Origin of the sequence: Citrobacter sp. Cpo109, assembly GCF_030332565.1 — a bacterium.
GTDB classification, from domain to species: domain Bacteria; phylum Pseudomonadota; class Gammaproteobacteria; order Enterobacterales; family Enterobacteriaceae; genus Citrobacter; species Citrobacter portucalensis.
Map to the genome: position 1 here is coordinate 192,454 of NZ_JAOWHQ010000071.1, position 13,325 is coordinate 205,778.

Here is a 13,325-nt window from a genome sequence, read left to right on the forward strand (position 1 = left end):
CACGCCTGATTTCAGTGGATAAAGCAATATGGATATCGTTGGCGGACAAAACTTACGTCAGATGTGGGACGACCTGGCCGGGGTGTACGGAGATAAAACGGCGTTAATTTTCGAATCCTGCGAAGGAGTCGTTCGGCAGTTTAGCTATGCCTCGCTCAATGAAGAGATTAACCGCACCGCAAACCTGTTCCATTCCTTAGGGATCCGCAAGAGCGATAAGGTCGCATTGCATCTGGATAACTGTCCGGAATTCATTTTTTGCTGGTTTGGGCTGGCAAAAATTGGCGCCATCATGGTACCGATTAATGCCCGCTTGCTGGGTGAAGAAAGTGCCTGGATCCTGCAAAACAGCCAGGTAAGTCTGCTGGTCACCAGCGCCCAGTTTTATCCTATGTACCGCCAGATACGGCTGGAAAATAGCACCCCGCTTAATCATATCTGTCTGATTGGCGAACAGCTTCCGGCTGACGACGGCGTGAGTCACTTTACCCAACTGCAATCCCGCCAGTCCGCCACGCTGTGCTATATGCCCGCGTTATCCATTGACGATACGGCGGAAATTCTGTTTACCTCAGGCACCACCTCTCGACCTAAAGGGGTGGTAATTACCCACTACAACCTGCGTTTTGCGGGCTATTACTCTGCCTGGCAAATTGCTCTGCGTAATGATGACGTCTACATGACGGTGATGCCCGCTTTTCATATCGACTGTCAGTGTACCGCCGCAATGCCCGCATTCTCCGCAGGCAGCACCTTTGTGCTGCTAGAGAAGTACAGTGCCAGGGCGTTCTGGAATCAGGTGCATAGATATAAGGCGACAGTTACCGAATGCATTCCGATGATGATCAGAACGCTAATGGTGCAGCCCGCTGCACCAACCGACAAACAGCATCACCTGCGCGAAGTGATGTTCTATCTCAATTTATCCGAGCAGGAAAAAGACGATTTTACCGAACGCTTTGGCGTCAGGCTGCTGACCTCCTACGGTATGACTGAAACCATCGTCGGTATTATCGGCGACCGTCCCGGAGACAAACGACGCTGGCCCTCCATTGGCCGCGTGGGATTTAGCTATGAAGCCGAAATCCGTGACGATCACAACCGTCCCCTGCCCGCCGGAGAAATTGGCGAAATCTGTATTAAAGGCGTGCCGGGCAAAACCATCTTCAAAGAGTACTACGCGCAGCCGGAGGCTACCGCCAAAGCGCTGGAGCCCGGGGGCTGGTTACATACCGGTGATTCGGGCTATCAGGATGAGGATGGCTATTTTTATTTCGTCGACAGACGCTGCAACATGATTAAACGCGGCGGGGAAAATGTCTCCTGCGTCGAGTTGGAAAATATTATTTCTGCGCATCCGAAAATTCAGGACATTGTGGTTGTCGGTATTAAAGATTCAATCCGTGATGAAGCCATTAAAGCGTTTATCGTCCTTAATGAAGGTGAAACATTAAGCGAAGCCGAGTTCTTCAGCTTCTGCGAAAACAATATGGCGAAATTCAAGGTTCCCTCTTTTATGGAGATAAGAGCCGACCTGCCGCGCAATTGTTCAGGAAAAATAATCAAAAAAAATCTGAAATAACCCTTCCGACAGGAACTCCTCCTGCCGGGAAATCTATTTATCTGGAGATGAGCTATGAGTGAATCATTACATCTGACCCGTAACGGCCCGATCCTGGAAATTACCCTCGACCGACCTAAAGCCAATGCCATTGACGCCAAAACCAGCTTTGCCATGGGTGAAGCGTTTCTTAATTTTCGTGACGACCCGGAATTACGCGTAGCGATTATCACCGGCGGCGGTGAGAAATTCTTTTCTGCGGGCTGGGACTTAAAAGCGGCGGCTGAAGGTGAAGCGCCGGATGCCGATTTTGGCCCAGGTGGCTTTGCCGGTTTAACCGAAATTTTCGACCTCGATAAACCGGTCATCGCTGCGGTAAACGGCTATGCGTTTGGCGGTGGTTTTGAATTGGCGCTGGCAGCGGATTTTATCGTCTGCGCGGATAACGCCAGCTTCGCACTACCGGAAGCCAAGCTCGGGATCGTGCCAGACAGCGGTGGCGTACTGCGTCTGCCTAAGCTGCTGCCACCGGCAATCGTCAACGAAATGGTGATGACCGGCAGACGAATGAGCGCCGAAGAAGCGCTGCGCTGGGGCATCGTCAACCGCGTTGTCAGCCAGAGCGAACTGATGGATAGCGCGCGTGAACTGGCACAGCAGTTGGTGAATAGCGCCCCGCTCGCGATCGCCGCACTGAAAGAGATTTACCGCACCACCAGCGAAATGCCGGTGGAAGAAGGCTACCGCTACATCCGCAGCGGCGTGCTGAAGCACTATCCATCTGTACTGCATTCGGAAGATGCGCTTGAAGGTCCGCAGGCGTTTGCCGAAAAACGCGACCCGGTGTGGAAAGGTCGTTAATGAGCCGATGCCGGATAGCGATTCGCTGATCCGGCAATAAAACCGAGATAAAACGATGAGCTACTACGCCTTTGAGGAACTGATTCCGGTGGTACATCCGGATGCCTTTGTCCATCCCAGCGCCGTGCTGATTGGCGATGTCATAGTGGGTGCCGGAGTTTATATTGGCCCCCACGCGTCATTGCGCGGTGACTATGGTCGCTTGATCCTGGAGGCTGGTTCTAATTTGCAGGATGGCTGCATCATGCACGGCTACTGTGACACCGATACCATTGTGCATGAGAACGGACACATCGGCCATGGCGCAATCCTGCACGGTTGCGTGGTGGGCAGAGATGCGCTGATCGGCATGAACAGCGTCATTATGGACGGCGCAGTGATTGGCGAAGAGAGCATTGTCGCCGCCATGAGCTTTGTCAAAGCCGGATTTCAGGGAGAGGCAAGGCAGATGCTGGTTGGCTCACCCGCTCGCGTATTGCGTGAAGTCACGGACCAGGAACTGCACTGGAAACGGCTAAACACCAAAGAGTATCAGGATCTTGCAATCCGCTGCCACACAGGTCTACACGAAACACTGCCCTTAACGCGGGTCGAAGAAAACCGGCCACGCCTGAAAGGCACAACGGACGTAAAACCCAAATCAGCACAGTAATTGATGCCGGATGCGCTCACGCTTATCCGGCCTACGCGTCAATCACCGTTTATGCCGCCATCAGGCAAACTGATTATTAGCGACGCATACTCTTGGAGAGCATCATCTGCCATTTCTGCTCACGGTTGAGCTCTGTTGGAGGAACGGCAGACAGGCGTGGCGTTTTCGCCATGCTCACCTTTTTCTCCTGCAAATTGTGATTCAGTCGGCTGTAGAGATGAGAGTCAATACTCACGACTTTCACCAGACGCTGGCACTGACAACCCCGACCGGCAATCTGATTAGGGATCATCTTAACTTCACAAACAATTTCTCCCACTTCCGACAGAATATAAGAGAGCGTATTAATTGCTTTGCAGTGCTCGATATCAAAATGGCGGGAAATTTCCTTTGCGGTGATCCAACGATCCTCGGCCATCATCCAGTCAGCAATTAACAAATAAAGCGGTCTTTCAACATATTTTTCACACATAAGCACACCATTTTCACAAATTAAAAATCTGGCTACGGCCTGTCCAAATTAATAAAAACTAAGCCATATTAAAATTGTGGATATAAAGGATAGTATGCGACTTGAATGTTGATTAGTGTGAGCAATATCGTGCTTATTACATTGAAAATGTGGTTACGGAAACGGACTTGTCCAGGAATGACCTTACGCAAGACAAAAAAAGGGTTTCTTTACAGAAACCCTTTCAAAATTATATTACAGGTCTGGTTAGAGCAATATTCACCGGACCTTTTGTTTATTACTTTTTGATCTGCGCGTGCATTTCCTGCACCGATGTTACCTTCTCGGTGGCATCGGCATTCAACGCCATCGCTGTGGCGAAACCGCCGTTCAGCGTAGTGTCATAATGCACTTTGTACTGCAGCGCGCTGCGGCGAATCAGCTTGGAGTCTTCAATCGCCTGACGACCTTCGGTGGTGTTGATGATATAGGTGTACTCGCCATTCTTGATACGGTCCTGAATGTGCGGACGACCTTCATGCACCTTGTTCACCAGACGTGGATTGATACCCGCTTCACCCAGCACAATCGCGGTCCCGTGCGTCGCATCCAGCTCGAAGCCAAACTTCAGCAGTTTCGCTGCCAGGTCCACCACGCGCTCTTTATCGCCTTCGCGAACGGAGAGCAGCGCACGCCCCTGTTTTTTCATGGTGGAGCTGCTGCCCAACTGTGCCTTGGCGAACGCTTCTGCGAAGGTACGGCCCACGCCCATCACTTCCCCGGTAGAGCGCATTTCTGGCCCTAACAGCGGGTCAACGCCCGGGAATTTGTTGAACGGCAGCACCACTTCTTTTACCGAGTAGTACGGAGGGATAACTTCTTTGGTTACGCCCTGCTGTGCCAGCGTTTTCCCGGCCATCACGCGCGCCGCGACTTTCGCCAGCGGTACACCAGTTGCCTTGGAGACGAACGGAACGGTACGTGCCGCACGCGGGTTCACTTCAATCAGGTAAACTTCGTTATTCTTCACCGCAAACTGGACGTTCATCAGACCGCGAACCTGCAGTTCGAAGGCCAGTTTCTGCACCTGTTGGCGCATCACATCCTGAATTTCCTGGCTCAGGGTGTACGCAGGCAGAGAACATGCGGAGTCACCGGAGTGTACGCCCGCCTGTTCGATATGCTCCATGATGCCGCCAATCAGCACCATTTCACCGTCGCAGATAGCGTCCACGTCCACTTCAACCGCGTCATCAAGGAAACGGTCCAGCAGTACCGGCGCATCGTTAGAAACGCTGACTGCGGTCTGGAAGTAGCGACGCAGGTCGGCTTCGTCGTAGACGATTTCCATCGCGCGACCACCGAGAACATACGACGGACGCACTACCAGCGGGTAGCCAATCTCTTTCGCCTTCTCAACAGCCTGTTCGATAGCCGTTACGGTAGCATTCGCCGGTTGTTTCAGCTTCAGACGGTCAACCGCCTGCTGGAAACGCTCGCGGTCTTCCGCGCGGTCGATGGCATCCGGGCTGGTACCGATAACCGGTACACCTGCCGCTTCCAGCGCACGCGCCAGCTTCAGCGGGGTCTGTCCGCCGTACTGTACGATGACGCCTTTCGGCTTCTCGATACGAACGATTTCCAGTACGTCTTCCAGCGTGACCGGTTCGAAGTACAGGCGGTCAGAGGTGTCGTAATCAGTTGAAACGGTTTCCGGGTTACAGTTGACCATGATGGTCTCGTAACCGTCTTCGCGCAGCGCCAGCGAGGCGTGTACGCAGCAGTAGTCAAACTCAATACCCTGACCGATACGGTTTGGACCACCGCCCAGCACCATGATTTTATCGCGGTCAACGGACGGGTTCGCTTCGCACTCATCTTCATAGGTGGAGTACATGTAAGCGGTGTCGGTGGCAAATTCTGCCGCACAGGTATCCACGCGTTTGTAGACCGGGTGCAGATTGTACTGGTCGCGCAGTTTGCGGATTTCCGCTTCGCGAACGCCGGCCAGTTTCGCCAGACGCGCATCGGCGAAGCCTTTGCGCTTCAGTACGCGCAGGAAGTCAGCGTCGAGGCCGTTGATGCCAAGGTCGGTGACTTTTTCTTCCAGACGTACCAGCTCTTCAATCTGCACCAGGAACCAGCGGTCGATGTTAGTCAGGTTGAACACGCCATCGACGGACAGGCCAGCACGGAAGGCATCGGCGATGTACCAGATACGCTCAGCGCCAGCGTCTTTCAGCTCGCGACGGATTTTAGTCAGTGCTTCCGGGTCGTCCAGGCTTACTTTCGGGTCGAAGCCGGTCGCGCCCACTTCCAGACCGCGCAGCGCTTTCTGCAACGATTCCTGCTGGGTACGGCCAATCGCCATCACTTCACCGACAGATTTCATCTGCGTGGTCAGGCGGTCGTTAGCACCAACGAATTTCTCGAAGTTGAAGCGTGGTATTTTCGTCACAACGTAGTCGATGGACGGTTCAAACGAGGCCGGAGTACGGCCACCGGTGATGTCGTTCATCAGTTCGTCGAGGGTGTAACCTACGGCCAGCTTGGCGGCAACTTTCGCAATCGGGAAGCCGGTAGCTTTGGACGCCAGCGCCGAGGAGCGGGACACACGCGGGTTCATCTCGATGACAATCAGGCGACCGTTTTTCGGGTTTACCGCAAACTGGACGTTAGAGCCGCCGGTTTCTACGCCGATTTCACGCAGTACCGCCATCGAGGCGTTACGCATGATTTGATATTCTTTGTCGGTCAGCGTCTGGGCAGGTGCTACGGTGATGGAGTCACCGGTATGGATGCCCATCGCATCGAAGTTTTCGATGGAGCAGACGATGATGCAGTTGTCGTTTTTATCACGCACCACTTCCATCTCGTACTCTTTCCAGCCAATCAGTGATTCATCAATCAGCAGCTCGTTGGTTGGGGAAAGATCCAGACCGCGTTCGCAGATTTCTTCGAACTCTTCGCGGTTGTAGGCGATACCGCCACCGGTGCCGCCCATGGTGAAGCTAGGCCGGATAATGCACGGGAAGCCAACGTCAGCGGCAACCGCCAGCGCTTCTTCCATGGTGTGAGCGATGCCTGAACGTGCGGTGTCGAGACCAATCTTCTTCATCGCGATATCGAAGCGACGACGGTCTTCCGCTTTATCAATGGCATCCGCCGTTGCGCCAATCATGGTCACGCCGAACTCAGCCAGTACGCCCTGGCGTTCCAGTTCCAGCGCACAGTTCAGCGCTGTCTGACCGCCCATGGTTGGCAGCACCGCATCCGGGCGTTCTTTCTCAATAATTTTGCGTACCACTTCCCAGTGAATCGGCTCGATGTAAGTGGCATCGGCCATTTCCGGGTCGGTCATGATGGTTGCCGGGTTGGAGTTCACCAGAATAACGCGGTAACCCTCTTCACGCAGGGCTTTACACGCCTGCGCGCCGGAATAGTCAAACTCACACGCCTGACCGATAACAATCGGACCCGCGCCCAGAATCAGGATACTTTTTATGTCTGTACGTTTTGGCATGGCTCTTTTACTCCTGATTATTTCGCGGACTGACGGTATTGCTCAATTAACTCGATAAAGTGGTCGAACAACGGTGCAGCGTCGTGCGGACCCGGACTCGCTTCAGGGTGCCCCTGGAAGCTAAACGCCGGTTTATCGGTACGATGAATCCCCTGCAAGGTGCCGTCGAACAGTGACTTGTGGGTCACGCGCAGGTTGGCAGGCATGGAGGCTTCATCTACAGCAAAACCGTGGTTCTGTGCGGTGATCATCACGGTATTGTTATCAATATCTTTTACCGGATGGTTGCCGCCGTGGTGGCCAAACTTCATCTTAATGGTCTTCGCGCCGCTCGCCAGCGCCAGCAGCTGATGGCCGAGGCAGATGCCAAATACCGGAATATCGGTTTCGAGGAATTTCTGAATCGCGGTAATCGCGTAGTCGCACGGCGCCGGGTCGCCAGGGCCGTTGGACAGGAAGATACCGTCCGGATTCATCTTCAGAACGTCTTCTGCTGAGGTTTTCGCCGGTACAACCGTCAGGCGGCAGCCGCGGTCCGCTAACATACGCAGAATGTTACGTTTGGCGCCGAAATCGTAAGCCACAACGTGGAAAGGCAGTTCATCGGCAGATTTCGCTTCCGGCAGGTCACCGGCCAGCGTCCAGCTCCCCTGCGTCCAACTATAAGGCTCCGCGGTGGTTACCTCTTTCGCCAGATCCATACCGTTCAGGCCTGGGAAAGCTTTTGCTTTTTCCAGTGCCAGCGCCGCATCCGGGTTATCGCCCGCGATGATGCAGCCGTTCTGTGCACCCTTTTCACGCAGCAAACGCGTCAGCTTACGGGTATCGATATCAGCAATCGCCACAATGTTATGGCGCTTGAGGTAAGAAGAGAGGTCTTCAGTATCGCGGAAGTTGCTGGCAATCAGCGGCAGGTCGCGGATGACCAGGCCTTGCGCATGTACCTGAGAAGATTCTGCATCGGCTTCATTGGTGCCGACATTACCGATATGAGGATAAGTAAGAGTGACGATTTGGCGGGAATAGGAAGGATCAGTGAGGATTTCTTGATAACCGGTCATTGAAGTATTGAAAACGACTTCCCCAACCGCCGAACCTGTTGCCCCTATGGCCCGACCGTGAAACTGGGTTCCGTCTTCCAGAACCAATAGCGCTGACTTAATCAAAACACCCTCCAGAGAATATTCACTCACTTTATTTGCATATTAATTCATTAACACCTCATGAATCAATGCAAATTTGCTTACCTATGGATTTCTGGCAAACGGCGGCATTCTAGAGATAGCCCACGTAAAAGTCTACCCAAAAGGGCAATTTTTATTATTATTTTGCGCCACTGGGATAAATCACACGATTTAACAGGCAAAAAGATCAGCTAACTCGGGGTGGAAAACGCTTGCGGCAGGCAAAGAGTGTAAAAACAGAATGCGGGAGAGAAAAAAGTGGACCATTTGGTCAAAATTTACATTGAGATAACAGGATCACCCAACAAAATACGGAAAAATAACCAATAAAAAGAAAAAACACATTCAGAAGCTAAAAATAAAAGGGCAATAAAATATTGCCCTATGTAATCAAACAATTATGATTACAATAACCACATCACGAAGGGTAATTAAAGCTATAAATTGCGTAAATCAAGCACATCTTTCATATCAAAAAGACCATTTGACTTTGATTTTAGCCAAATTGCCGAACGCACTGCGCCATTGGCAAAAGTCATGCGGCTGGACGCTTTATGCGTGATCTCAATACGCTCGCCAATATCAGCAAACATCGCGGTGTGCTCACCGACGATATCCCCCGCCCGCACCGTGGCAAAACCGATCGTGCCCGGTACGCGCTCGCCGGTGTAACCCTCACGCGAATAGACGGCACACTCTTTTAAATCTTTATCCAGCGCCCCGGCAATCGCCTCGCCCATCGCCAGCGCAGTGCCTGACGGCGCATCAACTTTATGGCGGTGGTGAGCTTCAATAATCTCAATATCGGTGTAATCGCCCATCACTTTCGCCGCCTTCTCCAGCAGCTTAAGCATAACGTTCACGCCGACGCTAAAGTTCGCGGCGAAAACGATCGCAATCTCCTGCGCGGCATCACGAATAGCCTGTTTGCCGGCATCGTCAAAGCCGGTGGTGCCAATCACCATCCCTTTACCGTGCTGGCGGCAAAACGCCAGATGCGCCAGCGTGCCTTCCGGGCGGGTAAAATCGATGAAAACATCGAAATCATCTTTCACCGCGTCAAGGCTGCTTTGCACGGTAACGCCCGTTTTTCCGGCCCCCGCTAATTCTCCGGCATCGCTTCCCAGTAAGGACGAGCCTTCGCGCTCTAACGCGGCACCCAATTGAACACCTTCCATCGCCATGGCGGCCTGGATTAACTGCCGTCCCATGCGGCCACCGGCGCCGGCAATGGCGACACGGATTTGTGCTTCATGCATAGCTATTCTCTTTTATAAAAATTGCGTAAACCGTTTTCAGAGTAACCAGCGCGCCCGGAGGCCGCTAGCTGAAAACACCCATAATTAGAATTTAATGATAAACAGAGGGGAATATCAGTAAAAGACATGATTCATCCCGCAGGATGAATCATTGCTGGAGTACAGGAAAGAAGTCAAACTTACTCAGTATGGCGCAAAATGATGGGAAAACGACGGAAATACGAGCACAAACCAGCCAGTCTGCGTAGATATTTTCGCGAGTGTGGTTTTATGGCACGAGCGTGTAGTTGACGATCATTTGCCCTTTTTTCATCTTCACCTGAGTAATCGTCACCGGTCCAATCTCAGAGAGATGGGCAACATGCGTCCCTCCGCAGGGATAAGCGAGGAGATGACCAAATCCAACCTGCCGCAACCCGTCGGTGAATGTCACTTGTCTGGAGAGATTGTCTGCCTGCCAGGCGTTGATTTTCTCCTGCAGCGATAGCGTATCCGGTAACGTACCGTTTTCACCGGCGGCGAAAGTAATGCGCCCCTCATTGGGCCAATGGTGTGCTTTCACCGGGAGCCAGCCGAACGCTGTACCCGCCAGGCCGATAAGATGTCCTGCCGAGTGCAGGCGGGCGTGCAGTTGACGCAGCGCGGCATCCACACGCAGGTTCACGATGCCGGGGAGGAGCGGTTTTGCCAGGATGTGCACCACATCGTCACCGCGCGCGAGGACTGTTTCAACCCGCTCATCATCAATCCAGCCCGCATCCGCAGGCTGCCCGCCTCCCTGCGGGTGAAAAAGGGTTCTATCCAGTACCACCGAGTACCGTCCATCCGGTTCAGCCGAGCAACTCAGTAAGTTAGCCTGGCCTTCAGTGTTATCGCTGGTGTAATAAAGACGTTCAGTCATGATTGCTCTCCTCTTGATGGGAAGAGTATATTCACTTTACTGACGGCGATAATCCTGCGCTGGTTCAATGCATCTTTGCCTGGTACGCACAAATGAATCCTAACCTTCTTCCCGACCTTGCCACCTTTGTGTTGATTATCGACCAGGGGAGCTTCTCCGCTGCCGCCAAAGCCTCGGGGGCTACGCCTTCCGCTATTAGCCGCAGCGCTTCACGCCTCGAGAAGGCGTTGGGCAGTAAGCTGCTGCACCGTACGACGCGCAAGCTGGCGCTCAGCGAAACGGGCAAAATTGTGTATGCACACGCGCAGGAAATGCTGCATGCGGCGCAAATGGCCGTCGACTCAGGCAGCAGTCGACAAACCATCGCGCAAGGGCAACTGACCCTCAGCGTGCCGAAAGCGGTGGGGCGATTTGTCATTCATCCACTGATGGCCGAATTCTTTACGCGCTACCCGCAAGTGGACGTCTGCCTTCGGCTGGAAGACCGGTATATGGATTTAATCGACGACGGCGTCGACCTTGCACTGCGCATCAGTCAGTCGCCCTCCCCGGGCCTGTACGGGAAACCGCTGATGCCGGTCAGCCATGTGATATGCGCAACCCCCGAATACTTACGCAAGCACGGTACGCCCGAGCACCCGCAGGCACTGCGAGAGCATAGCTGTATCAGTCTTGGCGAGACACCTGCGGATTCACGCTGGAAGTTTCGACGCGGTGAGCGCATGGAGACCATTCAGACTCATGGCCGCTACGCCGCCAACCACACAGGTGTACGTCTGGACGCGGTAAAAAAGGATCTGGGAATCGGCAGCCTGCCACTGTTCACCGCCAGCGAGGCACTCGCCAATGGCGAGATTGTCCAGGTACTGCCAGAATGGGAATTTATCAGCGACTACAGCGGGGAACTGTGGCTGCTATGGACGCGCAATCAACATATGCCCGCCAGAATGCGGGCGATGATTGATTATCTCAGTGAGAAGGTGCCGTTGCACAACACCTGATTACAGCGCGCGGGCAAATACCTCTGCCACCCACTGCTGGAAACCTTCAACGTTCAGGCCCAGCGCAACCTGCGCATTTGCCGGATGCCCCAGGCGCCCTTCGATGTCCACCACCGTCGTACCCGAGGTATATTCGCCCTGGGTTTCAACCGCCACGAAACACGACTGCAGGGTAAACAGTTCCGGGCGCACCAGCCAGGCAATAGCGCACAGATCGTGCATTCGCAGCCCCGTATTCATACTGCCGCTACGGTAATGGCTAAACAGCGCATGCAGCATTTTCCCCGTCTGGTTAAGCTGGGGGAGCGTCGCCAGATAGTCCGGGGCGAGCATAGCCTGATTAGTGACATCCAGCCCACACATCACAATCTCCAGCCCACTCTGGAAGACTTTCGCGGCGGCCTCGGGATCGATAGCAATATTAAACTCGGCGTTGGGTGTGAAGTTCCCGCGTCCGGCAGAGCCGCCCATAATCACCAGACGCTGAATGTTGAATACGCATTCAGGATAATGGGTCAGCAGCAGCGCAATGTTGGTCAGCGGGCCAATTGCCACCAGCGTCACGGGCTGCGGGGCATGCATCAGCGCATCGCGAATCGCCTGGAAGGCGGGTTTTGCCATCGCCTGGCGGTCGTGTTCGACAAATTCATACCCTTCCATACCGGACTCGCCGTGCACGGAAGCGGCATCACGCAGCGGCCGTACCAGCGGCATTGATGCCCCCTGCGCCAGCGGAACATCCGCATTCCAGAAGTGCAGCAGTTGCAACGCATTACGGGTGGTTTTTTCCACCGACACATTGCCTGCTACCGTGGTCATCAGTTGCAGATCCAGCTCAGGGGCAAACAGCGCGGCGGCAATGGCGGCGGCATCATCAATGCCGGGATCGGTATCAAGAATGATCGGTAAGCGCATGGTTTCTCCATAAAAAAATGCCAGACGTTAAGTCTGGCATCTTCTCATAATCGTAACCGAAAAGACTTACTCTACTTCACGAACATCCACACGCAGCTCTTTCGGCACTTCGAAAACGATGTTCTCTTCGCGGCCTTCCAGTGGGATCGCTTCCCCACCGCCAAGCTCTTGCAGGCGAGCAATCACATTTTGCACCAGGATATCCGGCGCCGAGGCTCCGGCCGTCACGCCCACACACTTCGCTTCTTTCACCCACGCTTCCTGGATGTCGGTCGCATCGTCAATCAAATACGCAGCTTTCCCCATGCGCTGGGCCAGTTCAGCCAGACGGTTGGAGTTAGAGGAGTTCTTCGAGCCGACCACCAGCACAACATCAGCCTGTTCCGCCAGCGCGCGAACCGCTTCCTGACGGTTGGTGGTGGCATAACAGATATCGTCTTTGCGCGGCCCGACAATTTTCGGGAAGCGTTGACGCAGCGCATCAATAACGTCAGAAGTGTCGTCAACGGAAAGCGTTGTCTGCGTCATGAAGGATAATTTGCCTTCATTTTTCACATTCAGTTTCAGCACATCATCCGGTGATTCAACCAGATACATTCCCCCTTGCGGGTTGCTGTACTGACCCATTGTGCCTTCAACTTCCGGGTGCCCGGCGTGACCAATCAGAATGGATTCTTCGCCACGACGGCTGGCGCGGGCAACTTCCATATGCACTTTCGTTACCAACGGACAGGTTGCATCAAAAACCGTGAGGTCGCGGCCTTTGGCTTCGTTACGCACCGCCTGAGACACGCCGTGAGCGGAAAAAATCAGGATCGCGCCATCCGGCACTTCGCTGATTTGCTCAATAAAAATAGCGCCGCGCTCGCGCAGGCTATCCACCACATAGCGGTTATGCACCACCTCGTGACGGACATAAATCGGCGCGCCATAAATAGCCAGCGCGTTTTCCACAATGCTGATAGCGCGGTCTACGCCAGCGCAAAAACCGCGCGGGTTGGCCAACAGGATCTGCAT

The 13,325-nt window shown here is 53.8% G+C and carries 11 protein-coding genes; 4 read left to right on the plus strand and 7 right to left on the minus strand.

The window, feature by feature from the left end:
- Positions 1-28: 28 nt before the first annotated feature.
- From caiC to caiE, 3 genes are read left to right on the plus strand one after another with little or no spacing between them, the layout of a single operon-like run.
- Positions 29-1,582 (plus strand): crotonobetaine/carnitine-CoA ligase, encoded by a 1,554-nt coding sequence (gene caiC / locus OGY71_RS21550; RefSeq protein WP_197385298.1) that lies wholly within the window; start codon positions 29-31, stop codon positions 1,580-1,582.
- Between the two features lie 54 nt (positions 1,583-1,636).
- Complete coding sequence (caiD, locus tag OGY71_RS21555; protein ID WP_063941087.1) at positions 1,637-2,422, plus strand: crotonobetainyl-CoA hydratase; 786 nt, start codon at positions 1,637-1,639, stop codon at positions 2,420-2,422.
- Between the two features lie 55 nt (positions 2,423-2,477).
- Complete coding sequence (caiE, locus tag OGY71_RS21560) at positions 2,478-3,074, plus strand: carnitine operon protein CaiE (RefSeq protein ID WP_063941086.1); 597 nt, start codon at positions 2,478-2,480, stop codon at positions 3,072-3,074.
- Between the two features lie 76 nt (positions 3,075-3,150).
- On the opposite strand, the gene caiF is transcribed toward caiE, so the two are convergent.
- The 5 genes from caiF to OGY71_RS21585 form a co-directional block, all read right to left on the minus strand.
- Positions 3,151-3,546, minus strand: a complete 396-nt coding sequence (gene caiF / locus OGY71_RS21565; RefSeq protein WP_003829705.1) for a carnitine metabolism transcriptional regulator CaiF — start codon at positions 3,544-3,546, stop codon at positions 3,151-3,153.
- 277 nt (positions 3,547-3,823) lie between these two features.
- Positions 3,824-7,048 (minus strand): carbamoyl-phosphate synthase large subunit, encoded by a 3,225-nt coding sequence (gene carB, locus OGY71_RS21570; protein WP_003829707.1) that lies wholly within the window; start codon positions 7,046-7,048, stop codon positions 3,824-3,826.
- 17 nt (positions 7,049-7,065) lie between these two features.
- Positions 7,066-8,214 (minus strand): glutamine-hydrolyzing carbamoyl-phosphate synthase small subunit, encoded by a 1,149-nt coding sequence (carA, locus tag OGY71_RS21575; RefSeq protein WP_003018918.1) that lies wholly within the window; start codon positions 8,212-8,214, stop codon positions 7,066-7,068.
- Positions 8,215-8,669: 455 nt separating this feature from the next.
- Positions 8,670-9,491 carry a 4-hydroxy-tetrahydrodipicolinate reductase gene (gene dapB / locus OGY71_RS21580; RefSeq protein WP_003829711.1) on the minus strand — a complete coding sequence of 274 codons (822 nt, stop codon included), beginning with the start codon at positions 9,489-9,491 and terminating at the stop codon, positions 8,670-8,672.
- A 268-nt stretch (positions 9,492-9,759) separates the two neighbouring features.
- A complete protein-coding gene (locus tag OGY71_RS21585) occupies positions 9,760-10,392 on the minus strand; it encodes an alanyl-tRNA editing protein (RefSeq protein WP_063941085.1) in 633 nt (210 codons plus the stop codon).
- A 92-nt stretch (positions 10,393-10,484) separates the two neighbouring features.
- Between OGY71_RS21585 and OGY71_RS21590 the strand changes: the two genes are divergently transcribed.
- Positions 10,485-11,393 carry a LysR family transcriptional regulator gene (locus tag OGY71_RS21590; protein ID WP_032942336.1) on the plus strand — a complete coding sequence of 303 codons (909 nt, stop codon included), beginning with the start codon at positions 10,485-10,487 and terminating at the stop codon, positions 11,391-11,393.
- Here OGY71_RS21590 and rihC read toward each other — a convergent pair whose 3' ends face one another.
- On the minus strand, positions 11,394-12,308 hold the full coding sequence (gene rihC / locus OGY71_RS21595; protein ID WP_126319298.1) for a ribonucleoside hydrolase RihC: 915 nt from the start codon (positions 12,306-12,308) through the stop codon (positions 11,394-11,396).
- Positions 12,309-12,374: 66 nt separating this feature from the next.
- Complete coding sequence (gene ispH / locus OGY71_RS21600) at positions 12,375-13,325, minus strand: 4-hydroxy-3-methylbut-2-enyl diphosphate reductase (protein ID WP_003018925.1); 951 nt, start codon at positions 13,323-13,325, stop codon at positions 12,375-12,377.